Origin of the sequence: Nonomuraea sp. NPDC052265, from assembly GCF_044547985.1 — a bacterium.
Lineage (GTDB): Bacteria > Actinomycetota > Actinomycetes > Streptosporangiales > Streptosporangiaceae > Nonomuraea.
Genome location: NZ_JBIUBJ010000004.1, coordinates 408,846 through 433,564 on the forward strand (window position 1 = coordinate 408,846; position 24,719 = coordinate 433,564).

At 74.7% G+C, this 24,719-nt stretch carries 19 protein-coding genes; 11 read left to right on the top strand and 8 right to left on the bottom strand.

What is annotated here, in order from left to right; translation table 11 throughout:
• Nucleotides 1-21: 21 nt before the first annotated feature.
• Genes ACIHAD_RS15500 through ACIHAD_RS15510 form a run of 3 tightly spaced genes read right to left on the bottom strand, consistent with a single transcriptional unit; the run spans nt 22 to nt 6,973 of the window.
• The gene (locus ACIHAD_RS15500) at nt 22-4,086 is read right to left on the bottom strand and encodes a TIGR02680 family protein (RefSeq protein WP_397355080.1); all 4,065 of its coding nucleotides are present in this window, start codon (nt 4,084-4,086) and stop codon (nt 22-24) included.
• Nucleotides 4,083-5,294, bottom strand: coding sequence for a TIGR02678 family protein (locus tag ACIHAD_RS15505; protein ID WP_397355081.1), 1,212 nt, complete (start codon nt 5,292-5,294; stop codon nt 4,083-4,085). The genes ACIHAD_RS15500 and ACIHAD_RS15505 overlap by 4 nt, the downstream gene beginning before the upstream one ends.
• Nucleotides 5,291-6,973, bottom strand: coding sequence for a TIGR02677 family protein (locus ACIHAD_RS15510; protein WP_397355082.1), 1,683 nt, complete (start codon nt 6,971-6,973; stop codon nt 5,291-5,293). The genes ACIHAD_RS15505 and ACIHAD_RS15510 overlap by 4 nt, the downstream gene beginning before the upstream one ends.
• 179 nt (nt 6,974-7,152) lie before the next feature.
• Between ACIHAD_RS15510 and ACIHAD_RS15515 the strand changes: the two genes are divergently transcribed.
• Nucleotides 7,153-7,572 (top strand): SRPBCC family protein, encoded by a 420-nt coding sequence (locus ACIHAD_RS15515; protein ID WP_397355083.1) that lies wholly within the window; start codon nt 7,153-7,155, stop codon nt 7,570-7,572.
• An 82-nt stretch (nt 7,573-7,654) separates the two neighbouring features.
• Here ACIHAD_RS15515 and ACIHAD_RS15520 read toward each other — a convergent pair whose 3' ends face one another.
• Nucleotides 7,655-8,023: a hypothetical protein gene (locus ACIHAD_RS15520; protein ID WP_397355084.1), complete on the bottom strand. Its 369-nt coding sequence runs from the start codon at nt 8,021-8,023 to the stop codon at nt 7,655-7,657.
• Between the two features lie 127 nt (nt 8,024-8,150).
• Between ACIHAD_RS15520 and ACIHAD_RS15525 the strand changes: the two genes are divergently transcribed.
• From ACIHAD_RS15525 to ACIHAD_RS15555, 7 genes are all read left to right on the top strand, one after another.
• Nucleotides 8,151-9,554 (top strand): alpha/beta hydrolase, encoded by a 1,404-nt coding sequence (locus ACIHAD_RS15525; RefSeq protein WP_397355085.1) that lies wholly within the window; start codon nt 8,151-8,153, stop codon nt 9,552-9,554.
• 145 nt (nt 9,555-9,699) lie between these two features.
• A complete protein-coding gene (locus ACIHAD_RS15530; RefSeq protein WP_397355086.1) occupies nt 9,700-12,471 on the top strand; it encodes a Na+/H+ antiporter subunit A in 2,772 nt (923 codons plus the stop codon).
• Nucleotides 12,468-13,286: a Na(+)/H(+) antiporter subunit C gene (locus tag ACIHAD_RS15535; protein ID WP_397355087.1), complete on the top strand. Its 819-nt coding sequence runs from the start codon at nt 12,468-12,470 to the stop codon at nt 13,284-13,286. The genes ACIHAD_RS15530 and ACIHAD_RS15535 overlap by 4 nt, the downstream gene beginning before the upstream one ends.
• 21 nt (nt 13,287-13,307) lie before the next feature.
• Entirely contained in the window at nt 13,308-14,876 is a 1,569-nt protein-coding gene (locus tag ACIHAD_RS15540; protein WP_397355088.1) for a Na+/H+ antiporter subunit D, read from the top strand.
• Nucleotides 14,873-15,415, top strand: a complete 543-nt coding sequence (locus ACIHAD_RS15545; RefSeq protein ID WP_397355089.1) for a Na+/H+ antiporter subunit E — start codon at nt 14,873-14,875, stop codon at nt 15,413-15,415. Before ACIHAD_RS15540 ends, ACIHAD_RS15545 begins: the two co-directional genes overlap by 4 nt.
• Nucleotides 15,412-15,672, top strand: a complete 261-nt coding sequence (locus ACIHAD_RS15550) for a monovalent cation/H+ antiporter complex subunit F (protein ID WP_357707514.1) — start codon at nt 15,412-15,414, stop codon at nt 15,670-15,672. The genes ACIHAD_RS15545 and ACIHAD_RS15550 overlap by 4 nt, the downstream gene beginning before the upstream one ends.
• Before the next feature lie 5 nt (nt 15,673-15,677).
• On the top strand, nt 15,678-15,992 hold the full coding sequence (locus ACIHAD_RS15555; protein WP_397355380.1) for a cation:proton antiporter: 315 nt from the start codon (nt 15,678-15,680) through the stop codon (nt 15,990-15,992).
• Here ACIHAD_RS15555 and ACIHAD_RS15560 read toward each other — a convergent pair.
• The 4 genes from ACIHAD_RS15560 to ACIHAD_RS15575 all read right to left on the bottom strand — a co-directional run bounded on the left by ACIHAD_RS15560 (nt 15,944) and on the right by ACIHAD_RS15575 (nt 20,009).
• Nucleotides 15,944-16,441 (bottom strand): DUF6328 family protein, encoded by a 498-nt coding sequence (locus tag ACIHAD_RS15560; protein WP_397355090.1) that lies wholly within the window; start codon nt 16,439-16,441, stop codon nt 15,944-15,946. The genes ACIHAD_RS15555 and ACIHAD_RS15560 overlap by 49 nt on opposite strands.
• An 81-nt stretch (nt 16,442-16,522) precedes the next feature.
• Nucleotides 16,523-18,544 carry a xanthine dehydrogenase family protein molybdopterin-binding subunit gene (locus tag ACIHAD_RS15565; protein WP_397355091.1) on the bottom strand — a complete coding sequence of 674 codons (2,022 nt, stop codon included), beginning with the start codon at nt 18,542-18,544 and terminating at the stop codon, nt 16,523-16,525.
• Nucleotides 18,541-19,512 carry an FAD binding domain-containing protein gene (locus ACIHAD_RS15570; RefSeq protein ID WP_397355092.1) on the bottom strand — a complete coding sequence of 324 codons (972 nt, stop codon included), beginning with the start codon at nt 19,510-19,512 and terminating at the stop codon, nt 18,541-18,543. The genes ACIHAD_RS15565 and ACIHAD_RS15570 overlap by 4 nt, the downstream gene beginning before the upstream one ends.
• Nucleotides 19,509-20,009: a (2Fe-2S)-binding protein gene (locus tag ACIHAD_RS15575; RefSeq protein WP_397355093.1), complete on the bottom strand. Its 501-nt coding sequence runs from the start codon at nt 20,007-20,009 to the stop codon at nt 19,509-19,511. The genes ACIHAD_RS15570 and ACIHAD_RS15575 overlap by 4 nt, the downstream gene beginning before the upstream one ends.
• Nucleotides 20,010-20,141: 132 nt before the next feature.
• Here ACIHAD_RS15575 and ACIHAD_RS15580 point away from each other — a divergent pair, with 132 nt between their 5' ends.
• From ACIHAD_RS15580 to ACIHAD_RS15590, 3 genes are read left to right on the top strand one after another with little or no spacing between them, the layout of a single operon-like run.
• Entirely contained in the window at nt 20,142-21,299 is a 1,158-nt protein-coding gene (locus tag ACIHAD_RS15580; RefSeq protein ID WP_397355094.1) for an acetate/propionate family kinase, read from the top strand.
• Nucleotides 21,292-22,548: an erythromycin esterase family protein gene (locus ACIHAD_RS15585; RefSeq protein ID WP_397355095.1), complete on the top strand. Its 1,257-nt coding sequence runs from the start codon at nt 21,292-21,294 to the stop codon at nt 22,546-22,548. The genes ACIHAD_RS15580 and ACIHAD_RS15585 overlap by 8 nt, the downstream gene beginning before the upstream one ends.
• Before the next feature lie 34 nt (nt 22,549-22,582).
• Entirely contained in the window at nt 22,583-24,715 is a 2,133-nt protein-coding gene (locus ACIHAD_RS15590) for an ATP-dependent RecD-like DNA helicase (protein WP_397355096.1), read from the top strand.
• Nucleotides 24,716-24,719: the final 4 nt, after the last annotated feature.

The following is a 24,719-nucleotide window of genomic DNA, read 5'->3' on the forward strand; positions in this document are numbered from 1 at the left end:
GAACCTTTCTAATCAAGGGGTCTAGGTGGGGACCGTCCGGTAGCCGTTCCACACGAAGCGGGCCGTGGTCACGGCGTCGTCGCCGTCGCCGGTGATGAGCTGGTGGATGGCGATGCCGTCCAGCTCGCGGTATTCGCACCACTCGTGGTCGGAGGTGAGCACGAGGTCGAGGCCGAGGTTCACCAGCAGGTCGAAGACCTGGCCGCGGTTGGTCCGGTCGACGCCCACGAACACCTCGTCCAGCAGGATGAACCGGGGGCAGCCGGGGTCGGTCCGGTAGTGGGCGGCCACGGCGGCGAACAGCGGCAGGTGCAGCGCGATGGCCTTCTCGCCGCCCGACAGGGCGCCGTGCAGCTTCCTGGTCAGGTCCTGCCAGCCCTGGCCGTCGCCGCGGTCGAGGCGCACCACGAACCGGTGCCAGGCCGTGTAGTCGAGCACCTTCATGAGCTGGTCCTCCCAGCCGGCCGAGGAGTCGTCGGCGCGGGCCTCCTCGACGCGGTCCCTGAAGAAGGCGTACAGGGCCTCGCGGTCGGCCTCGCTCAGCCCGGCCGGGTCGCGCAACAGCAGGTCGCGGGCCGCGCGGGTGGCCGGCGACTGCGTGGGATCGACCTGCCAGACCAGGCGCACCGCGACCCGCGAGGCCGTGCGGACGCGTTCGAGCCGCTGGTTCATGCCCTCCACCAGCGCGGCGGCCTGGCGGATGCGGTCGGCCAGGTGCCGCCGCGTGTCACCGGCCAGCGTGCGGTCGAACAGGTCGCGCTCGGCCTCGGTGATGTCGCTGCGCCGCTCGTCGCGCTCGTCGCGCAGCGCCCTGCCGAGCGCCGCCGCGCCCGCCCGCACGCCGCCCGCGGTGGCGGTCAGCACCTGCACGTCCTCGTCGGGGGCCAGGTCCAGCTCGGCCCGGCCGGCCAGGACCTCCCTGGCGCGGTGGAAGGCGTCCCGCAGGCGTGCCTCGGCCTCCCTGACGTTCCGCCGCCCGTACGGCACCGCGGCCAGCCGCCCGGCCACGTCGCCGGCCGCCTCCAGCACCGCCCGCACCCCGGCGTCGGGGGCGAGCCCGGCCGGCACCCCGGCGTCGGCGGGCAGGTGGCCGGCCATCAGGCGGCGGAGCCGCTCGCAGACCGCCTCGCGGACGCGTCCGGCCTCCGCGTGCTTCTCCTCCGCCTGGCCGAGCTCGCCCCTGAGCCGTCCGAGGCGGGCGTTGAGCCGGGCCGTGTCGTCGTGGACCGTCCGGATCAGGCGGCGGCAGCCCTGGTAGGCGGTCTGGACGTCCTGGAGCCGGCCGAGCACGTCGAGCTGCCCGTCGCCGACCGCGGACTCGACGACGGCCAGCTTCTCGGCCAGCACGACGGCCGCGTCGGCCGCCTCCTCGGCCCGTTCCATCGCGCGTACGGCGAGGTCCTGGTACTCGCGGGCGGTCTCGGCCGCCTGCCCGGCGCGTTCCCTGGCCGCGCGGGCGTCCCCGCGCCGGTCGTGCCAGACGCCGCCGGTGGCCTCGGATGCGCGCAGGGCGGTCTCCAACTGGTCGAGCGCGGGCCTGGCGGCGGGCAGGGCGTGCCGGGCGGCCAGCTCGGTCAGCCGGCGCAGCGACCTGCCCACCTCCTTCTCGCGCTCGTGCAGGCGCTGCTCGTGCGCGCGGAGCTGGTCCTCCAGCAGGGCGACCTTGCCCACGGCCTCGTCCAGCGCCCGCGCGGCCCCGGCGTACGGCCTGCGGTCCGGCCGCCGCCGCACCTCGGCCGTGAGCGTGTCGCGGTCGCCGGCCAGCACCCTGAACAGGTGGTCGCACTCGGCGATCGTGCCGGCCAGGTCGGAGAGCCGGTCGTCCAGCTCGGCGACGCGGCGGCGCAGGGCGCGCTCGCGGGCGGCGTCGCCGATGTAGGAGGGCTCCGGCTTGACCCAGCGCCCGGCGGCCGGGCCGAGCCGCCAGGTGCCGTCGGCGCCGACGGCAGCGGGGTGGTCGAGGCCGAGCGCCGTGGGGGCGAAGGCGACGCCCGCGAGCACCCGGTCGGCCGAGACGGGCGCGCCCGGCTCGGCCGTCAGCACGTCGGCCAGGCTCTGGCCGGACGCGGGCCGGGTCAGCGCGGAGGCGGCGAAGGCGTCGTGCTCGCCGGGGTCCATGCCGCCGTCGGGCAGCAGCCACACGTCGAGCAGGCCCGAGGCTTCGAGCGCCGCCTCGACGCCCGCCTGGGTGACGGGGTCGACGCCGGAGCGGAAGCCGAGCGCCCGCCACAGCGGCATGCCGGGCCGACCCGACCGGGAGGCGGGGCGGGCGGGCGAGGGGGCCGGCTCCAGCGCGGTCCGCTCGGCCAGGCGTTCGCGTTCGCGGGCCAGCTCGGCGCGTTCGGCGTGCAGCCGGTCGCGCAGGCCGGTCAGGTGGTGCTCGCGGGCGGCCAGCCGGACCGCGGCCGCCGTACGCGCCGCGCCGACCAGCTCGTCGGCCTGCTCCGACCGGTCGGCGAGGGCCGCCAGCTCCTCAGGGTCGAGCCGCAGGTGGACGCAGCCGCGGACCCACTCCTCCAGGGCGGCGGCCAGGTCGCGGGCGCGCTCGTCGCGGGCCGCGCCGGCCCGGTCGTGGGCGGCGCCCGCCGACGCCAGGTCGTCGCGGACGCGGTCGCGGTCGTGCTCGGCGGTGGTGCGGCGGCCGATCGCCTCCTCGTGCTCGACGGCCGCCGCCCTGACCTCGCGGATCTGGCCTGTACGGCTGGTGACGGCGGCGCGCAGCAGCTCACGGGCGCGGCGTACGGACTCCTCGCCGTCGTCGCCGCGTTCCCCCTCCTCCGGGACGCCGCCCGGCGCGCCCGCGGGCTCGGCGACCGGGCGCTCGCACTCCAGGTGGACCGCGAGCAGCCCGGCGCGTTCGGCGGCCCGGCGGGCCTCGGCGCGGGCGCGGTCGGCCAGGCCGGTGGCGGCGCGGGCGACGGCCGCCGCGCGCAGCGACAGCTCCTGCCTGCCCGAGGCGGCGCGCGCCGCCGCCCCGGCCTGGTCGCGCAGCCGGGCCGCCGACTCGTGCGCCTCCCGCGCCTGCGTGCGCAGCCGGTGCAGGTCGCGCCCCGACCGGTACGCCTCGCTCTCCTTGAGCCCGTCGATCTGCGCGGCCAGGGCCAGTTCCTGGGCCTCCTCCTCCGACAGCCGGACCGCCGCGGCGGCCAGCTCGTCGTCGGCCTGCTTCAGCGCCTCGCGTCCGGCCTTGACCTCGGCGGCGAGGGCGTCGACGGCCTGCCCGGCCGACAGGGCCGCGGCGGCGGCCGCGCGCAGCACCTTCTGGGCGTAACCGCGCTGGACGTCGGCGAGCCGGTCGGCCTCCGCCACGTCGCGGTCGAGCAGGCGCAGCTCCTCGCGGCGCCGGTCGAGCCGTTCGAACCCGTCGGCGATCTCGTGGATCTCGCCCTCGCCGAGCGGTGGCAGGGCGCTGGACAGCAGGTCGGACAGCAGGCCGGGGTCGAGGCGTTCGGAGAGCTTGGGGGTGCGGAGCTGGCGCAGCGCGGTGAGCAGGCAGTCGTAGCGCTGCTCGTTGAGCGCGGCGTACAGGGTGCGGCGCACGACGGCGCGGTAGGCGTCGGCGGACTCGTGGACCGTCCCCGCCTCGCCCAGCTCGTCGGCGAGCTGGGCCCTGGTCAGCGGCTGGCCTCCGTCGCCGGTGAGCCGGACGCCGCCGGGCGGTCCGACACGGGAGCCGGTGGTGAAGTAGGCGGCGGTGACGTTCTTGGTGTGGGCGGTGGCCTGGAGGCGCGCGCCGCAGGTGAACCAGCGGCCGTCGGCGTGCTGGAACTCCAGCCACACGTAGCCGACGCGGGTGACGCCGTTCGCGCCGTCGCCCATGAGGTTCCAGTGCATGGTCCGTTCGGTGCCGCCGAACGTGGACAGCCGGCTGGGCTTCAGGCTGGCGTCCAGCACGTACGGCAGCAGGAGTTCGAGCACCTTGGACTTGCCGCTGCCGTTGGGCCCGCGCAGCAGCAGCCTACCCCGGTGGAACTCGAACACCTCGTCGTAGTAGCGCCACACGTTGAGGATCCCGGCGCGTACGGGGATCCAGCGCCGGTCCAGGCCCGGGGCGGTGCGGGCGGGCGTGAGCTCGGTGAGGGTCATGCGTCCTCCGTGTCGGCCGGGCCGCGATCGACCCGGTAGCGGGCTCCGGCGGGCAGGGCGGCCACCCGGTCACCGGTACGGCGGGCCAGCCCGAACAGGGCGAGAACCTCCAGCGCGTCGGCCGCCAGCCGGGACGCGCCCCCGTCCGACTGGTACGCCTTGGCCCACTGGGGGAAGCGCCGCAGCAGCTCGGCGGCCTCCTCGTCGAGGCGGCCGGCGGCCAGCGGCCCGGCGGTGACCAGCAGGTCGAGCAGGAGCAGGGCGGCGACCTTGGCGTGGCTGCCGTCGTCGGGGAACCTGGTGTCGGTGGCGGTGGCCTCGGTGTCGACCAGCAGGAAACCCTCGGCGCGCTCCTCCAGCACGAACCCGGCCTCCTCGGCGGCCCTGCGGATCATCCGGCGTCCGGTGAGCGAGGCGGCGTAGGCGGCCTGGGCGGGGGTCAGCTCGTCGCGGTAGACGACGGGCTCGTCGAGCAGGCGGCGGACGAGGGAGTGGCGGGCCCACAGGGCGCGCTGGGTCTCCGTCGGCTCGTCGCCGCCGTAACGGGCCTCAACAGTGAGCGCCGTGGCCGGGTCCGCCGGGTCCGCCGGGTCCGCGGCGTCGGGCAGGCGGGAGGGCGGGACGGGGGCGGCCAGGAGCCTGATCACGCGGGTGGTGTCCACGCGGTAGAGGACCTTGGCCTCCTCGTCGCCGAGATAGGCGTCGGTGGCGCCGTCCGTGGGGGTGATCGCGCCGTGCTGTTCCAGCAGTTTGAGGGCGTCGACGAAGGCGGCCCGCTCGTCGGCGCCGACGGGGTCGAACGCCGGCACGCCCGCCTCGACCGCCGCCGCCCGCGCCACCCGCCGGGCCAGCATGCCGATCGTGGTCACCGGCGCGGCGAGCAGCTCGGCCGCGCACAGGCACAGCAGCGTGTAGCGGCGGCGGTCGAACGGCGCACCGCCGGCGCGGCGGCGGCGGGCCGGACGGGTGGCCGTCGGCCGCGACCCGACCTTGACCAGGCGGGCGTAGCCCTCGCGGGGCTCGACGACCAGCCGCCAGCCGCAGAAGTAGTCGAACCACCGCGTCAGCGGCTCCCGCCGTTTCCTGATCACGGCGAAGGCGGCGGGCTCGTCGTCGGCAGACAGGAACGGCCGGGCGAGGAGGGTCCTGATCGCACGGGCGATCTCCTCCTTCTCCGCCCTGACGAGCTGGTTGGCCAGGCGGCTCATGCCCCTTCCGCCCTCCCGGGGTCGGGCACGCCCGGGGAGCGCACGTCGAGCAGGTAGTCGGGGCCGCGGAACCAGCCCTCGGACGTGCGCAGCACCGCGACCGCGCCGTCGCCGGGGGCCCGCAGCACGACCTCGACCCGGCCGTCGGAGGTGACGGCCCGGCGCAGGCCGGTGGCGTCGGGGCGGGCGGCCAGGGCGCGGCCCAGCAGGTCGAGCAGCCTGCCCAGGGTGTCGTGGTCGAGCGCGCCGAGCTGGGACAGGCGTACCGGACCGGTGGTGGCCAGCGCCTGCCAGGCGGCCTCCAGGCCGGCGTGTTCCTTCTCGGCGCGGGCGCGGCGCTCGGCGCGCAGGGCGGCCACGTCCCGGACCCGCCCGGTACGGCCCATGCGCTCGGTCCTGCCCCGCGAGCGCAGCAGCGCCGAGACCGCGACCGGCCCGGCCTCGGCCCAGGGCGTGCCGGCCGGGACGAGCTCGGCGTCGGCGTGCCCGAGATGGGCGTGCCGGGCCGGGCCGAGACCGAAGGCGGCGTCCCAGAGGCGGTGGGCGTCGTCCTCGCCCGGCGCGGTGGCGAACCAGCGGGCCAGCGCGCGGAAGTCGGCGGCGGCGCCGGCGGAGGGGCGGCGGGCGGCGGTGACGCGGTCGAGCTGGCCGAGCAGGGTGAGGATGGCCTCGCGGGCCACCTCGTGCAGCCGCCGCAGCCGCGGCCCGACGCCACTCCCGTGGCCGCTCTCGATGCCGCTCCCGGTGCCGCTCCCGGTGCCGCTCCCGGTGCCGCTCCCGATGCCGCTCCCGATGCCGCTCCCGGCGTCGTTACCCGGGCCGCTGCCCGTGTTGCTCTCCGGGACGCCCGCGGCGCCCGGGTCGAACCACTGGCGCAGCTCGGCCCAGGCGGCGGCGCGGGCGGCCAGCCAGGGCGTGGCGAGGTCGGCGCCGGGGATCCGGGGCAGGTCGGCGCCGGCAAGGGCCCGGGTGTGCAGGACGCCGACGCCGCGCCCGGCCACGCCGCGCAGCGCCCGCGCCACGGTCTCGCCGCGCTGCTCCAGCCCGGTCACGAACTCCTGGAGGTAGGCCACCGTGGCCGCCTCGGCCTCGTGGAACGTGCCAACGTCGGCGCCGTCGGCGCGCAGCAGCCGGCGCAGCTCGCCGTTGAGCCGCACGGTGTCGCGGCGCAGCCCGTCGAGGTGGCACTCCAGCTCCCGCAGGCAGGTGAAGACCCGCCGGTCGCGGCCGGGGTCGGGGTCGGCCAGCAGCGCCTCCAGCTCCTCCAGCCGGTCGGCCACGGCGTCGAGGACGGCGGTGTGGAGCGCGCCGGCCGAGGCATGCGTCGCCGACGCCTGCCGCAGCCCGGCGTGGGCGGCCTCGCCCTGGGCGGTCAGCGCGTACCGCAGGTTGCGGCGTTCGTACTCCTCGGCGGTCGCGAAGCCGCCGGCGTGGTTGAAGATCACCTCGACCAGCCGCCAGCCGGCGAGCTGCCTGAGCGCGCCGGTGAGGTCGTGGTCGCCGACGGGGGCGTACCAGCCGGAGGAGCGCAGCCGGTCGCGGACCTCGTCGGCGGTCAGCGCGGGCTCCAGGCGCTCGGCGGCCGTGCCGAGGACGTCGAGCAGGGCCGTGTGCAGATCCGCCCGTTCCGTGGTGGCGAACCGGAACATCTCCGGCGGCACTCGTGGCAGCTCCGCCATCGCGCCGTTCTCCCCTCTCGCCGCGGTTTCACCCGAGCCACCGTAGCCGGAGAGACGGGCCCCGCGGGGGCCGGTTTGCGAGCAGGTGCCACGGGTATGGTCGCCGCGTTCGGCTGCCGGTGGCAGGCGGCGCGGTCCGCGCCCGGTACGGCGGCATTCGGGGGGAACGGGGGCCTGTGATGGCGGAGTTCGAGGCGACGCGCGGGATGCCTGCCGACAGCATGATCGTGTTCGGGGTGGCGTCCGACGTCGACCTGTTGGACCGGTGGCTGCCGCGGGGGTTGTGGGTCAACGACAGCGGGGCGGGCACCGTCGAGGCGGGCGGCGACCTGGTCCCCGGCAGCGGGCGGCACGAAGGGTTGTTCCGCGCCCGGGAGGAGCAGCTCCGGGTGGAGTGGGGCGGCCGTGACCACCCCGACTACGCGGGCTGGCTGCAGGTGTCCGATTCGGCGGGCGGCACGAGCGAGGTGACCGTCCATCTGTCGCTGCTCGACGAGCCCGGTTCGAGCGCGCGGTCCGACGAGGTGCGCGAGTTGCTCGTACGCTCGCTCGACCGGCTGGCCGACGAGGTGACCCGCCGCGTCTCCGAGGGCGGCTGACCAGCGGACTTCCTGAAGGCGGCCGAACAGCGGGCTTTCCCGACGGCGACGGGCGGGACGGGGGTGAGCCCGCCCGCCGGGGTCAGGCGTCCTCGCGGTCCGGGTTCTCCAGCCGGAAGAAGTTGCTCTGCTTGCCGTCCTTCTTGTGCTCCTGGTAGATGAAGTTCAGCTTCCGCTGGTCGAAGGTCTCGAACCACTCCTCCCAGGTGATCTCCGCCAGGTCGCCGCCGCCGTAGCCGGGGAAGTCGAAGCGCAGCACGCCCGCCCTCCCCTGGTGCTCGGTGCCGGGCACGGTCGCGGGCTTGGCGCCGCGCTCCTGCGCCCATTCGCGGATCACCTCGTGGTCGGCGGTGACGAGGCTGCGGCCGGGCCGCTCCTCGTGCTCGCCGGTCGAGGTGATGTGCTGCTCGTACTTGTGCTCGCCCTCGACGGGACGGTTCTGCTGCGACATGGCGGCCTGTTCCCCCTGGTAGTCGTGCGGATGACCTGCTCAATACCCAGCCCGGCGCGCTTCTTGCAAACGATCTGTGCCACCACGCTTAAAGGGGCTCGCAAGGTATCCCCTTCAACTTTTGATTATGCGATGTTTAATCACGATTCTCTCGCCCGTACTCGCAGGTCTGATCGCCGCCGCCGGCCTGGCCGGCACCGCGGACGCGGCCACGCCCGGCGGGGTCAACGCCTCTTACGGTCAGCGCCTGGCCTGGTCGGGGTGCGGCAGCGGGTTCCAGTGCGCGAAGTTAGCGGTCCCCCTGGACTACGCGAAGCCCGGCGGGAGGCAGATCAGGATCGCCATGGTCCGGCTGCCGGCGACCGGCCGGAGGATCGGCTCGATCGTGCTGAACTTCGGCGGGCCTGGCGGCGCCGGCACGACCATCTTGAAGGCCGACAAGACCGTCATGTCGGCCGCCGTCCGGCAACATTTCGACGTGGTCAGCTTCGACCCGCGCGGCGTGGGCGCCTCGTCCCCCGTGCGCTGCCTGTCCCCCCTCGGCCTGGACGCCTACTTCGCCGCCGACCCCACCCCCGACAACGCGGCCGAGGTCAAGCGGGCCAAGGCGTGGACGAAGATCTTCGCCCGGGGCTGCGCGGCCAACTCGGGCAAGCAGCTCCTCGCGCACGTCGGCACCGGCGAGGTCGCCCGCGACCTGGACGTGATGCGGGCCGCCCTCGGCGAGGCCCGCCTGACCTACTTCGGCTTCTCCTACGGCACCTACCTGGGCGCCCGCTACGCCGACCTGTTCCCCACCCGGATCCGCGCCATGGTGCTGGACGGCGCCGAGGACCCCGGCCAGACGCTCGCCGAGTTCGGCGCGGCGCAGGAGCACGGGTTCCAGGTGGCGCGCGATTCGTTCCTGCGCGACTGCTTCAGGGCCGCGGACTGCCCGTTCCCCCGGCACACCGTCGCCGCCGCGACCAAGCGGCTGGAGGCGCTCTACAAGCGGGCCGACCGGGCGCCGCTGCGCAACGACGGCGACAGCAGGCAGGTCAACGAGGCCATCCTGCGCGCCGGCGTCACCCAGGCCATGTACGCCAAGGACAGCTGGCCCTACCTGCGCCAGGCGCTCACCCTCGCCTTCAGGGGCGACGGCACGGCCATGCTCGCCCTGGCCGACGTCAACCACGGACGCCGTCCCGACGGCAGCTACGACAACAGCACCGAGGCGCTGGCGGCCGTCAACTGCCTGGACCATCCCGAGCAGCGCTGCGCGTACTGGCCGGTCAAGGGCACACGGTTCACCAGGAAGGTGCGCGCCCACGGGTCGCCGCCGATCGTGGTGGTGGGCACGACGCGTGACCCGGCCACGCCGTACGAGCTGGCCAGGCGGCTGGCCGGGCAGCTGGAGCACGGTGTGCTGCTGACCCACGACGGCGACGGGCACACGGCGTACAAGGGCGGCACGTCCTGCCTGGACCGGCAGATCGACCGGTACGTGATCACGGCTCGCGCGCCGCGTCCCGGCGCCTGCGCGAAGGTCTGACGGAGGAGCCCGGTCCCTCACCCGCTCATGGGCGGGTGAGGGACTGGTGACGTTCGGGTCAACCCTGGCCGCGCCTGTGCGGCGGGGCGCGGCCGGGCGGGAGAGATTGGGCGGACGTAGCCGGAAATTCCCGCCCGAGGAGCCCATGGAGTCGCTGCTGATCCTGCACGCGCTCGCGGCGGTCTGCGCTCCCTGGCTGGCCCGGCGCATGGGACGGGCCTCCTTCCTGCTGCTGGCCGCGGCGCCCGGCGCCGGATTCGCGTACACGGTGTGGCTGGGGGTGCGGGGGCTGCCGGCGCGGGAGGACACCCGCTGGGCGCCCGCGCTCGGGCTGGAGCTGTCCTTCCGGGCCGACACGCTGACCGTGCTGATGATGGCGCTGGTCACCGGGGTGGGCGTGCTGGTCCTGGTCTACAGCTCGCGCTACTTCCCGGCGGGCGAGGAGGGGCTGGGCCGCTACGGCGGCGCGATGACCGCCTTCGCCGGGTCGATGCTGGGGCTGGTCACGGCCGACAACCTGCTCCTGCTGTACGTGTTCTGGGAGCTGACCACCGTCTTCTCCTACCTGCTGATCGGCTACCACCCGGAGAGCCGGGCCGGCCGCCGGGCCGCGATGAAGGCCCTGACGGTGACCACGCTGGGCGGGCTGGCGATGCTGGCCGGGTTCGTGGTGGTCGGGCAGGCGGCGGGCACGTACGAGCTGTCGGGGGTGCTCGCCCGGCCGCCGCAGGCGGGCCCGCCGGCCGCCGGGCTGGTGCTGGTCCTGGCCGGGGCGCTGTCGAAGTCGGCGATCTTCCCGTTCAGCACGTGGCTGCCGGCCGCGATGGCGGCGCCGACGCCGGTGTCGGCATACCTGCACGCGGCGGCCATGGTCAAGGCCGGGGTGTACCTGGTGGCCAGGCTCGGGCCGGCGTTCGGGGACGTGCCGCTGTGGCGGGCGGTCGCGGTGCCGCTCGGGGTGCTGACCATGCTGCTGGGCGGCTGGCGGGCGCTGCGCGAGACGGACCTGAAGCGGCTGCTGGCCTTCGGCACGGTCAGCCAGCTCGGCTTCCTGATGACGCTGTTCGGCTCGGGCACCCGGGGCGCGGCGCTGGCCGGGGTGGGCATGCTCGCGGCGCACGCGCTGTTCAAGGCCGCGCTGTTCCTCGTCGTGGGCGTCGTGGACCATTCGACCGGCACCCGCGAGCTGCGGGAGCTGAGCGGCGTCGGCCGGTCGATGCCGTGGGTGCGCGCGGTCGCGGTGCTGGCGGGGGCGTCGATGGCGGGGCTGCCGCCGCTGGCGGGGTTCGCCGGCAAGGAGGCGGCGCTGGAGGCGCTGCTGGACCGGCCGCTCGTGCTGGCGGGGGTGGTGGCGGGGTCGGCGCTGACGGCGGCGTACACGCTGCGGTTCCTGTGGGGGGCCTTCGCCGCCAAGCCGGGCGTGCCGGCCACGCGGGTGCACCGGACGGCGGCGGCCATGTTCGGGCCCGCCGCGCTGCTGTCGGTGCTCGGCCTCGCGCTGGCGCCCTTCGCCCCCTGGTACGGCGGCGCGATGTCGGGCTACACCGGCACCTTCCGCGACCCCGGCCACGCCACGCACCTGGCGATGTGGGCCGGGTTCTCCCCGGCGCTGCTGCTGTCGGCCGTGGCGCTGGCGGGCGGCGTGCTGCTGTTCCTGGCCAGGGAGCCGGTGGCCAGGGCGGGGGCGGCGCTGCACGTGCTGGACTCGACGCAGATCTACTGGTCGATCGTGCGCCGCCTGGACCGCTTCGCCATCCAGGCCACCGGTTTCGTCCAGCGCGGCTCGCTGCCCGACTACCTGCTGCTCACGCTGGCCGCCACGACCGGCGTGGGCGTGTTCGCCATCGCGTACGGCGGCGTGCCGCACCTGGACGTGCCCGTCGTCGCCTGGGAACGCGTGGAGCAGCCGGTGCTCGCGGTCCTGATCACCGCGGCGGCGGCGCTGGCGCTGTTCGCCCGCGCCTACATCCTGCTGGCCGCGGTCGTCGGCGTCATCGGGTACGGCACCGCGCTGCTGTTCCTCGCGCACGGCTCGCCCGACCTGGCGCTCACCCAGTTCCTCGCCGAGACGCTGAGCCTGGTGGTGTTCGCCCTGGTGCTGCGGCGGCTGCCGGTGACCCCGGTCAGGGCCCGGCTGCCGCGCCTGTTCCGGTTCGGGCTCGGGCTGGCCGTGGGGGTGGTGGTGACCGGCGCGGGCCTGCTGGCCACGAGCGCCCGCGGCACCTGGGCCGTCGGGTCGCTGATGCCCGCCGCGGCGCGCGAGGCCGGGGCGCGCAACATCGTCAGCGCGATCATCCTGGACATCCGGGCCTGGGACACGCTGGGCGAGAGCACGGTGCTGGTCGTGCTGACGCTGGGCGTGACGAGCCTGGTGTTCCTGCGGCGCAGGACGTACGAGATCGAGCGGGACGACCGCGGCCGGGTGCCCGCCGAGCGCACGCGCTGGCTGTCCTCGACGCTGCCGCGCGGGCAGCGGGCCGTCGCCTTCGAGGTGGCGGCCCGGCTGACCTTCCACACGGTGCTCGTGCTCTCGGTGTTCCTGCTGTTCATCGGGCACAGCGGGGTCGGCGGCGGGTTCGCCGGCGGCATCGTGGCCGGGCTGGCGATCACCGTGCGCTACCTGGCGGGCGGCCGGTACGAACTGGCCGCGGCGGTCCCGGTGCACGCGGGCGTGCTGATGGGCGTCGGGCTGACCATGTCGACCGGCACGGCGCTGGCCGGGCTGCTGTTCGGACGGGCGGCGCTGGACATGCTGGCGACCGACGTGCACCTGCCGCTGGTCGGCAGCCTGCACGTGTCCACGGGCCTGCTGTTCGACCTCGGCGTGTACGTCTCGGTCACCGGCATGGTCCAGGACGTGCTGCGCGGCCTGGGCGCCGAGCTGGACCGGCAGATCGAGGCGGAGGAGAGCTCGTGACGATCTCCCTGGCGCCGCTCCTGTGCTGCTGCGTGCTGATCACGACGGGCGTGACGCTGCTGCTCGAACGGAGCCTGGTACGGGTGCTGGCCGGGGTCGTCGTGCTGGGCAACGGCGTGAACCTGCTGATCATCACCGCGGGCGGGAACGCGGGCGGGCCGCCCATCCTCGGCAGCACGCCGGTGGAGGCGATGGCCGACCCGCTGCCGCAGGCGATGGTGCTCACCGCCATCGTGATCACCCTGGGCGTGACGGCGTTCGTGCTGGCCATGGTGCACCGGTCGTGGCAGCTCACCGGCAGCGACGAGGTCCAGGACGACACCGAGGACCGGCGCGTACGGCTGCGGGCCAGGCGCGGCGAGCTGAGCCACGCCCTGCGCACCCGCCAGGACGACTACCGGCGGCTGGTCGTGGAGCAGCGGGCCGAGCTGGCCCGGCTGGAGGCCGAGCAGGCCGAGCGGGAGCGGTTGCAGGAGGCCGACCTGGAGCGGCGGATCGCCCGCGTGCACACCGAGCTGGAGGAGTGGATGCGCACCCGGATGGCCGAAGGGCTGTCGGAGGAGGAGCTTCAGCGCGGCTTCGAGGAGGCCGGGCTGCGCGAGGAGCCCTCGGACGAGGACAACGCCGAGCGCATCGAGGAGCTGCGCCGCGAGCACACCCGGCGGCGGGCCGAGCAGGCGGCCGGCGAGAAGGAGCTGCGGCAGCGGATCAAGGCCAGGCAGCGCGACGCCCGCAGGCAGATGCGCTCGGCGATGCGCGCGGAGCGGACCCGGCAGGCGCTCGCGAACGACCCCGAACTGGAGGGCGACGACTAGTGGCGGTCGGGGGCGGCGCCCATGGGTGACCTGGTCGAGCTGCGCGGGCTGGTGTGCGTGCCGGTGCTGCTGCCGCTGCTGGCGGCCGGGATCAAGCTGGCGATCGGCGGGCGGCTGCGGCGCCTGCAGTCGGCCATCAGCGTGACCACGCTGGGGATCTCGCTGGCGGTGTCGGTGTTGCTGCTGGCGCACGCCGACGCGCACGGCCCGCTGGTGACCCAGCTGGGCGGCTGGCCCTCGCCGGTCGGGATCTGCCTGGTGGCCGACCGGCTCTCGACGCTGGTGCTGGTGGTGTCGTCGGCGGTGACGCTCTGCGTGATGGTGTACTCGATCGCCAACGCCTACGACGAGGCCGAGCACGACGCGCCGATGGCGATCTTCCATCCGGCGTTCCTGGTGATGGTGGCGGGCGTGGCGGACGCGTTCCTGGCGGGTGACCTGTTCAACCTGTTCGTGGCGTTCGAGATGCTGCTGAGCGGCTCGTACGTGCTGCTGACCTTCGGCGGGACCGAGTCCAGGATGCGGGCGGGGGCCACGTACACGCTGATGGCGCTGGCCTCGTCGATGTTGTTCCTGATCGCGCTGGCGGTGGCCTACGGCGCGACGGGCACGCTGTCGCTGGCGCAGCTCGCCGAGCGTTTCGGCACGCTGCCCGAGCCGGTCAAGCTGCTGGTCGAGCTGACGCTGCTGCTGGCGTTCGCGATCAAGGCGGCGATCTTCCCGGTGTCGGCGTGGCTGCCGGACTCCTACCCGACCGCGCCCGCGCCGGCCACGGCCGTGTTCGCCGGGCTGCTCACGAAGGTCGGCGTGTACTCGATCATCCGGCTGGAGGCGCTGCTGTTCCCCGGCGGGCCGGTCTCCACGCTGCTGATGTGGGTGGCGCTGGCCACGATGCTGGCCGGGGTGCTGGGCGCGGTGGCGCAGACCGACATCAAGCGCATGTTGTCCTTCACGCTGGTCAGCCACATCGGGTACATGGTGTTCGGGGTGGCGCTGTCGACGGTGGCGGGCCTGGCGGGCGCGGTGTTCTACATCGTCCACCACATCACCGTGCAGACGAGCCTGTTCCTGGTGACCGGGCTGATCGAGCGGCGCACCGGCACCACCTCGGTCAACCGGCTGGGCGGGCTGATGAGGACGGCGCCGGTGCTGGGGGTGCTGTTCTTCGTGCCCGCGATGAACCTGTCGGGCATCCCGCCGATGTCGGGGTTCCTGGGCAAGCTGCTGCTGGTGCAGGCGGGCCTGGCCAAGGGCGGCCCGGCGGCGCTCGTGCTGGTGGCGGGCGGCCTGGTCACGAGCCTGCTGACGTTGTACGCGATCGCCAAGACGTGGGGCAAGGCGTTCTGGCGGGCGCCGCGCGAGGAGCGGCCGGGCCAGGTGATCGAGAGCGAGGAGGCGACGGGTGAGGAGCCGGTGGTGACGACGACCGCGCTGCCGCCGGTGCTGCTGGGCGCGACGGCGGCGCTGGTGGCGTTCGGGCTGTCGTTCACGGTGCTGGCCGGGCCGCTGGCGGCGCTGACGCAGCGGGTGGCCGCGGAGCTGAGCGAGCGGCAGACGTACATCGCCGCGGTGCTGGGGACGCAGCGGTGAGCGCGAACCCGCTCGCGCCGCGGCTGTTCGGCCGGCGGGTGCCGCTGCCGCTGGTGGCGTGGCTGACGCTGGTGTGGGTGACGTTGTGGGGCGAGCTGTCGGCGGGCAACGTGCTGGGCGGGCTGGCGACCGCGCTGGTGGTGACCTGGCTGCTGCCGCTGCCCGTCCTGGACCCGGGGATCAGGGTGCGCCCGGTGCCGCTGGTGCGGTTCCTGCTGTGGTTCGGGTGGGACATGTTGATCTCGACCGTGCGGGTGGTGCTGTGGGTGGTGCGTCCCGGCGATCCGCCCACGCGGCTGGTCCTGGTACGGCTGCGCACGTCGTCGGAGTCGATGACCGTGATGATCATGGTGGCGTTGTCCACGATGCCGGGGAGCCTGGTGGTGGAGGCGTACATGGACAGGAGAGAGCTGATGCTGCACGTGCTCGGGCTGGCCGGGGAGGGCGTCCCGGACGCGGTCCGCAGGGACGTGGCCGGGCTGGAGTCGCGCATCGTGGCCGCCTTCGGGACCCGCGCGGACCGGGAGGAGCTGCTGTGACGGCGGTGTACCTGGTGACGATGGCGTTGCTGGCCTGCGGGGCGGCGGCCGCGTTGTGGCGGGTGGGGCGCGGGCCGTCGATGCTGGACCGCGCGGTCGCCCTGGACGTGCTGACGTCGTTGTCGATGTGCGCGGTGGGGCTGTTCGCGGTGGTCAGGGACGACTATTCGGACCTGCCGGTGCTGCAGGTGTTGTCGTTGCTGGGGTTCGTGGGGTCGGTGTCGCTGGCCCGGTTCTTCCCGGGGCGCTCGCGGTGAGCGGGATGGACGTCGCGGCGGCGGTCTGCCTGGTGCTCGGGGCCGTGCTGGCGCTGTCGGCGGGCGCCGGGCTGGTGCGCTTCCGCACGACGCTCGACCGGATGCACGCCGGGACCAAGCCGCAGGTGCTCGGCGTGCTGCTGGTGCTGGCCGCGATGTGGCTGCACCGGCCCACCTGGTGGAACGCCGGGCCGCTGCTGATCGTGGGGGCCTCGCAGGTGATCACCGTGTCGGTGGCGGCGTACATGGTGGCGCGGGCGGCCTATTCGCGTCAGTCGTCGCGGGACGAGACCGAGATGCCGCCCTCGGAGGAGGACTGATCGCCCTTGCGGTCGAGGGCGGGCTGGCCGAACCAGGTCCAGGCGGCCAGCCCGGCCAGGATGCCGGCGGTGATCCAGGCCAGGGTGGAGTGGAACAGGTAGTCGATCACCAGCATGGTCGCCGTGGTCATCGACACGACCAGGGCGAGCGCCCCTAACAGGCCGTAGGTGTTGGACCGGCGTACCAGGGTCTCCTTGTGGCCCTGCCGGAACAGCACGCGGTGCTGGGCGGTCGGCGCGATGTAGCAGATCGACGCGATCGCGGCGCTGACCAGCGCGGCGAAGTAGAGCCAGCGGTCGGTCTGGTCCAGCTTGACGAAGCCGGGCGAGAAGGGAACGGTCAGCAGGAACGCGAACAGCACCTGGACGCCGGTCACCGCGACGCGGGCGCCCTGCAGCAGTTCGACGAAGTTGCGGTCGGCGCGCTCCTCGTGCGACTCGTTCTTCACTCGGCCTCCTCGTTGGATGTTCTCCTCTTCCTTGGCGGAGGCCGGTCGAAACATGGACGCCGGACCGAGCGCGCAGATCAGTCAGGCGAGGATCTTGGCGGGCGTGATGGGCAGGTCGCGCACCCGCCTGCCGGTGGCGTGGTGAACGGCGTTGCCGATCGCGGCGGCGGTGCCCACGATGCCGATCTCGCCGATGCCCTTGGAGCCCATCGGGTTGAGCAGGCCGTCCTGCTCGTCGATCCAGACCGCCTCGACGGCCGGCACGTCGGCGCAGGCCGGCACGTGGTACTGGGCCAGGTCGCGGCGCAGGAAGCCGCCGAACTCGTCGTCGGTCAGCGTCTCCTCCATCAGCGCCATCCCCATGCCCATGGTCATGCCGCCGACGAACTGCGACCGGGCCAGCTTGGCGTCCAGGATGCGCCCGGCGGCGAACACGCCGAGCAGCCGCGAGAGGCGGATCTCGCCGGTCACGGAGCTGACCCTGACCTCGGCGAACTGGGCGCCGAAGGCGTGCCGGGCCAGTTCCTCGTCGGCCTTGACCTCCTTGGCGGTGTCGGCGGAGCCCTCGCCGCCGTCGGCCCGCAGCGCCTCGCACGCCCGGACGACGGCCGAGCCCCACGACGCCGTGCCCATCGAGCCGCCCGCGACGGGGGCCTGGGGCAGGTCGCTGTCGCCCAGCTCGACGTGCACCCGGTCAGGGGCGACGCCGAGGCAGTCGGCCGCGATCCTGGTGAGCACGGTCCTGGCGCCGGTGCCGATGTCGGCGGCGGCCACGCGGATGACGAAGTCGCCGTCGCGCACGGTCGCGGTGGCCTGGGACGGCCCTCGCCTGGCCGGATAGGTGGAGGCGGCCACGCCGGTGCCGACCAGCCACTCCCCCTCGCGCCTGACGCCGGGCGCCGGGTCGCGGCGGTCCCAGCCGAAGCGGCGGGCGCCCTCGCGCAGGCAGGTCACCAGGCTGCGGGAGCTGAACGGCAGCCCGCTCTCCGGCTCGGCCGTGGGCTCGTTGACGATCCGCAGCTCGACGGGGTCGATCCCGGCCGCCTGCGCCAGCTCGTCCATCGCCGACTCCAGGGCGTACATGCCGGGGCACTCGCCGGGGGCGCGCATCCAGGACGGGGTGGCGACGTCGAGGCGGACGACCCGGTGGGCGGTGCGCAGCGCGGGCGTGGCGTACATGGCGCGGGCGGGGGCGGCGGCCTGCTCGGCGAACTCGACGAGCCTGCTGGTCTGCACGTACGCCGTGTGTTCGACCGCGGTGAGCCGGCCGCCGGCGTCCGCGCCGAGCCGCAGCCGCTGGACGGTGGGGGTGCGGTAGCCGGTGAGGTCGAACATCTGCTGCCGGGTGAAGGCGACCTTGACCGGGCGGCCGGCGGCCCTGGCGGCCAGGGCGGCGAGCACGGCGTTCGGCCGGGTGGTGCCCTTGGAGCCGAAGCCGCCGCCGACGTGCCTGGAGACCACGCGCACCTGGCCGGCGGGCAGGCCGAAGGTGGCGGCGATGGTGTCGCGGTCGCCGCTGGTGCCCTGGGTGGCGTCGTAGACCAGCAGCCGGCCGTCCTCGGCCCACAGGGCCACCGCGGCGTGCGGCTCCATCGGGTTGTTGTGCAGGGGCGGCGTCGTGTACGTCACGTCGACGGCGGCCGCGGCGGCGGCCAGCCCGGCGTCCACGTCGCCCTTCTCGGTGTCCGGCGGGAGGTTCGGGTTGACGACGTCCGGCCGGTACAGGTCCGGGTGGTCGGCGCGCAGCCGTACGTCGTGGGCCCGCGGCTCGTAGGCGACGCGTACGGCGTCGGCGGCGGCGCGGGCCTCGTCGTAGGTGCCGGCGACGACCGCGGCCACGAGCTGGCCCCGGTAGACGACGTCGCGCGCGCGAAACAGCGCCAGCTCGGGGTCGGCGTCCTCGGCCAGGTCGGGCGGGTCCTCGACGGACAGCACGGCGAGCACGCCCGGCATGGCCAGCGCCGCGTCCGCGTCCACCCGCGTCACCCGGCCCCTGGCGATCGTGGCCTGCACCGGGTAGCAGTGGGCGACGCCCTCGACCGGGTACTCGGCGGCGTACGTTGCCAGCCCCGTGACCTTGACGCGCCCCTCGATGCGGTTCACGGCGTCAGCTCCTCCAGCGTGCGGACGATCAGGTTGCGCGCCAGCGGCAGCTTGAACGCGTTGCGCGGCAGCGGGCGGGCCTGGTCGAGCTCGGCCTCGGCGGCCCGCAGGTACGCCTCGCCGGTGGCCGGGCCGCCGATGATCGCCCGTTCGGCGTGTTCGGCCCGCCAGGGAGCGTGGGCCACGCCGCCGAGCGCGATGCGGCACCCGGTGACCACGCCGTCCCAGCGCACGTCGAGCACGGCGGCGATGGACACCAGCGCGAACGCGAACGAGGCCCGCTCGCGGACCTTGCGGTAGAGGGAGGCGCCCGGCGGCGGCGCGGGCAGCTCGACGGCGGTGATCAGCATGCCGGGGTCGAGCACGGTGTCGCGCTCGGGCGCGTCGCCGGGCAGGCGGTGCAGGCCGGGCATGGGGATGATCCGGTCGCCTGCCGGGCCGGTGACGTGCACCTCGGCGTCGAGCGCGGCCAGCGCCACGGCCATGTCGGAGGGGTGGGTGGCCACGCAGGCGTCGGAGGCGCCGAGGACGGCCAGGTTGCTGTGGTCGCCCTCGATCGCGGGGCAGCCGGTGCCGGGCTCGCGCTTGTTGCACGGCCTGGTCACGTCCTGGAAGTAGGGGCAGCGGGTGCGTTGCAGCAGGTTGCCGGCCACCGTGGCCATGTTCCTGACCTGGCCGGACGCGCCGGTCAGCACGGCCCGGGAGAGCATCGGGTAGCGGGTGCGGACGAGCGGGTCGGCCGCCAGGTCGCTGTTGCGCACGGCCGCGCCGATCCGCAGCCGGTCGCGTACGGGCTCGATGGCGTCCAGCGGCAGGCGGCTGACGTCCACGAGGTGGTCGGGCGTGGCCACGCCGAGGCGCATGAGGTCGACCAGGTTGGTGCCGCCGCCCAGGTACATCGTGCCGGGGCCGTACCTGCTCACCGCGTCCGACGGGCTCTGGGCGCGGGCGTAGTCGAACGGCTTCACGGGGCCACCTCGCCGATCGCGGCCACGATGCCGGGGTAGGCGCCGCACCTGCACAGGTTGCCGCTCATGCGTTCCCTGATCTCCTCGGGTGTCAGGCCGGGATCGACGAGGAGGTCGGCGGTGACGGCGCTCGGCCCCGGCTCGCCCAGCATGCCGACCGCCGAGCAGAGCTGGCCCGGCGTGCAGTAGCCGCACTGGAAGGCGTCGTGCTCGATGAACGCGGCCTGCAGCGGGTGCAGCTCCTCGCCCGAGGCCAGCCCCTCGACGGTGGTGATCTCGCAGCCGTCCACCGCCACGGCCAGCGCCAGGCAGGAGTTGGCCCGGCGGCCGTCGATCAGCACCGTGCACGCGCCGCACTGGCCGTGGTCGCAGCCCTTCTTGGAGCCGGTCAGGCCGAGCCGCTCGCGCAGCAGGTCGAGCAGGGAGATCCTGGGGTCGACGGCCACGGTGTGCGGCACGCCGTTGACCTGCACGTCGACCTGCGCGGTGTTGTCCATAGGCGCTCGCCTACCCGGCCGCCTCCGGGGGCAATCCCGAGCTCGGACATCTGGGGGTAAAGGTGACGATGTCCAGGTGTCGGCCCGCGGGCGGCGGGTAGCCGGGAAGAGAATCGGGCCGCGGAGGGGTGCATGGGGCGAGCGTTCGACGAGCAGGTGGCGGAGTCCGAGGCGGTGCTCACCGTCAACGCGGGGTCGTCGAGCCTGCGTCTCGACCTGGTTCAGGGAGGCTGCGTGCTGGACAGCGCGCACGCCGAGCGGGCCGCCGACCCGGGCTCGGCGCGCGAGGAGCTGGCGGCGTTCCTGGGCGGCCACTTCGACCGCGACATCCGGGCGGTGGCGCACCGGCTGGTGCACGGCGGCGACGTCGTACGCACGCCGGCGCTGGCCGACGACGAGACCGTCGAGGCGCTGCGCGGTGTCGTGAGCCTGGCGCCGCTGCACCTGCCGCCCGCGCTGGCGCTGCTGGAGGCGGCCCGCGAGCAGCTTCCCGCCGTGCCGCACGTGCTCTGCCCCGACACCGCCTTCCACGCCGGCCTGCCCGACGCCGCCGCGGTCTACGCCCTGCCGCGCGAGTGGCGCGACCGGTACGGCCTGCGCCGCTACGGCTTCCACGGCCTGTCCTACGCCTGGACCGCCGACCGGGTCGCCGAGCTGCTCGGCCGGCCGCTCGCCGAGCTGGAGCTGGTGCTGGCCCACCTGGGCGGCGGCTCCTCGGTGTGCGCGGTGTCGGGCGGGCGCAGCCTGGACACCTCGATGGGGTTCACCCCGCTGGACGGCGTCCCCATGAGCAGGCGCTCGGGCGGCGTCGATCCCGGCATGCTGCTGTGGCTGCTGTCGCAGGGCCACCTGACGGCCGACGAGCTGAGCGAGGGCCTGCAACGCCGTTCCGGGCTGCTCGGGCTGTCCGGCGGACGCTCCGGCGACACCCGCGAGCTGGTCGAGGCCGAACGCGCCGGCGACGCCGACGCCGCCCTGGCCCTGGCGGTGTTCTGCCACCGGGTGAGCCGGGAGATCGCCGCCGCCGCCACGTCGCTGCCCAGGATCGACGCGCTGGTGTTCACCGGCGAGATCGGGTGGGACCAGCCCGAGGTGCGCGAGGCGGTCTGCCGCCGTCTCGGGCTGCTCGGCGTGCAGCCTCCCGAGCTCGGCAACCGGCACGACGACGGCCCGGTCAGCGGGCCGGGTGCCGCCGTGCCCGTTCTGGTCGTCCAGGTGCGCGAGGAGCTCCAGCTCGCCCGCGAATGCCTGGGCGTCTTCCGGCCGGCAGAGGAGGACGGCTATGGATGACGTCACCCGCTCGGCGCTGCGGCTGTCGGGCGAACAGGACCTCGACCCGCTGCTCGACCGCGTCGGCGAGGCCGGTCTCGTGCTGATCGGCGAGGCCAGTCACGGCACGCACGACTTCTACACCTGGCGGGCCGCGCTCACCCGCCGCCTGATCACCGAGAAGGGCTTCGGGTTCGTCGCCGTCGAGGGCGACTGGCCCGACTGCGAGCGCGTCCACCGCGCGGTCACCCACGACGGCGAGGACCCCTTCGACGCCCTGTACGCCTACCAGCGCTGGCCCGCGTTCATGTGGGCCAACGAGGAGGTCGCCGAGTTCTGCCGCTGGCTGCGCCGCTGGAACGCGGCCCTGCCGCCCGGGGAGCGCGTCGGCTTCCACGGCCTCGACGTCTACAGCCTGTGGGAGTCCCTGCGCGCCGTGCGCCGCTACGCCGCCGACCACCTGCCCGACCAGCTGGACACGGTGATGGAGGCGCTGTACTGCTTCGAGTCCTACGGCCACGACCCGCAGCGGTACGGCCTGGAGGCCCGCCTGGTCCCCGACTCCTGCGAGAACGAGGTCGTGGAGCTGCTCAGAGCGGTCGTGGAGGCCGCGCCCGCCGACGAGGACGGCTTCGAGGCCCGGCAGAACGCCGAGGTCGTGGCCGGGGCCGAGAGCTACTACCGCGCCATGGTCGGCGGCGGCCCCGACTCGTGGAACATCAGGGACGTGCACATGGCCGACACCCTGGACCGGCTGACCGCCTTCTACGGGGCCAAGGGCGTGGTGTGGGCGCACAACACGCACGTCGGCGACGCCCGGGCCACCGACATGGCCGCCGCGGGCATGACCAACCTCGGGCAGCTGGCCCGCGAGCGGCACGGCGAGGACGTCGTCCTGGTCGGCTTCGGCGGCTACCGGGGGACGGTCGTGGCCGGGGCGAGCTGGGGCACGCGGGCGCACGTCATGCCCGTCCCGCCGGCCAGGTCCGGGTCGCTGGAGGCGCTGCTGCACGACGCCCTGGGGGGCGAGCGCGCCCTGTTCGTGACACCCCGGCGGCCCCGCCCGCGCTGGTTCGACCAGCCGCTGGACCATCGCGCGATCGGCGTGGTCTACCGGCCCGAGCGCGAGAAGTGGGGCAACTACGTGCCCACCTCGCTCGGCGACCGCTACGACGCCTTCATCTGGCTGGACGTCACCGAGGCCCTGCACCCGCTGCACTCCGAGCCGTGGGACGACGTCGAGCCGGAGACCTATCCCAGCACCATGTGACGGACTGTCGGTGGCAGGTGGTTTGATCGCTGCTGTGGAGGCCTCGGTCGAGCAGCTCGTCTACGTCAGGGACGACGAATACACCGTCGCGCGCATGAGCGCCGAGGGCGTGCCCGACTTCGTGGCCACGGGCCGGGCGCTGTCGGGCGCGCAGCCGGGCGAGACGCTCCGGCTGACCGGCGACTGGAGCCACCACGCGCGCCACGGCCGGCGCTTCGCGGTGGCCGGGTGCGAGCGGGTGGTGCCGGCGACGGTCCGGGCGATCCGCGTCTACCTGGGGTCGGGGCTGATCCGGGGCATCGGGCCGCGGCTGGCGTACGCCATCGTCGACCACTTCGGCGAGGAGACGCTCAAGGTCATCGACGCCGAGCCCGGGCGGCTGACCGAGGTCGTCAACATCGGGCCGCTGCGGCAGGCGCAGATCGTCCAGGCGTGGCAGGAGCAGAAGGCCGTCGCCGCGCTCATGGTGACGTTGCAGGGGCTGGGCGTCAGCCCGCTGCTCGCGGCCAAGATCCACCAGGTGTTCGGCGGCGAGGCCGAGGAGGTCCTGGCCACCGATCCCTACCGGCTGATCGGCCGGGTCAGGGGCATCGCCTTCCGGGTCGCCGACCGCATCGCGCTCCAGCGGGGGGTGCCCGAGCGCAGCCCGCAGCGGATCAAGGCGGCGCTGCTCGACCGGCTGGAGTCGGCGGCGGTCCGCGACGGCCACTGCTTCGTGCCGGTGCCCCTTCTGGTGGCGCGGGCGGCCGAGCTGATCGAGCTCGATCCCGAGGCGGTCGGGCCGATGATCGACGCCCTGGTGGCCGAGCGGCGGGTGGTGGTCGAGGCCGACGAGGAGCAGCCGGGGCGGGCGGTGGCGTACGCCAAACACGTCCACGCCCGCGAGCGGCAGCTCACCGAGCAGCTCACCAGGCTCATGCGGGCCCCCTCCACGCTGCCGCTGCGCCCCTTCCGTGAGGACGAAAGCCTCCACGACGACCAGCGCGCGGCCGTCAACATGGCCCTGACCTGCACTGTCTCGATCATCACGGGCGGCCCCGGCTGCGGCAAGAGCCACACGGTCAAGGCCGTGGCCACCACGGTCAAGGCGTCGGGCGGCACGGTCACGCTCACGGCCCCCACCGGCAAGGCGGCCAAACGCCTGTCGGAGCTGACCGGCATGCCCGCGATGACCATCCACCGGATGCTCGCCCACCAGCCCGACCCCGACCCCTCCACGCTGTTCGAGGAGGCGCCCGCCCAGGCCGACCTGATCGTGGTCGACGAGGCGTCGATGCTCGACCTCCACCTGGCCACGCGGCTCACGGCGGCCGTCCCGCCGGGCAGCCACCTGCTGCTCATCGGCGACAGCGACCAGCTCCCCAGCATCGGCGCCGGCGACGTGCTGGCCGACCTGCTGCGCGTGGAGGCGATCCCCCGCGTGCGCCTCACCCACGTCTTCCGCCAGGCGGGCGGCAGCGGCATCGTCGAGGCCGCCCACCTGATCCGGGCCGGCCGGATGCCGGCGACGCCGGGGCGCGGCGGGTTCTGGTTCGAGGAGCTCGACGATCCGGCGCGGGTCGCCGAGCGGGTGGCCCACCTGGCCATGGAGGCGATCCCGCGCAAGCAGGGCGTCTCGCCCGACCAGGTGCAGGTGTTGTGCCCGATGCGCAAGGGCGAGACGGGCGCGGTGACGCTGGGCCGGCTGCTCCAGGACCGCCTCAACCCGGCGGCCGACGACAAACCGGAGCACTGGTCGGGGGCGTCGGTGTTCCGGGTGGGCGACCGGGTCATGCCCATCCGCAACAACTACGACAAGGGCGTCTTCAACGGGGAGACCGCCACGGTCACCGCCGTGCTGCCTCAGGACCGCGTGGTCGAGGTCCGCACCGACGACGGCGAGACCGTCCAGTACGGGTTCGGCGAGCTCGACGACCTCACCCACGCCTACGCGATCAGCGTGCACCGCTCGCAGGGCAGCGAGTACCCGTTCGTGGTGGCGCCGATCGTGGCCGAGGCCGGCGGGATCATGTTGCGGCGCAAGCTGCTGTACACGCTGGTGACCCGGGCCAAGGCGTGGGTGGTGCTGGTGGGGCAGCGCGAGGCGCTGGAGCTGGCCGTCCACCGCGTGGGCCGCCCCCGCGACACCGGCCTGCCCCGCCGCCTGGCCCGAAGCCTCGCGGATTGACGCC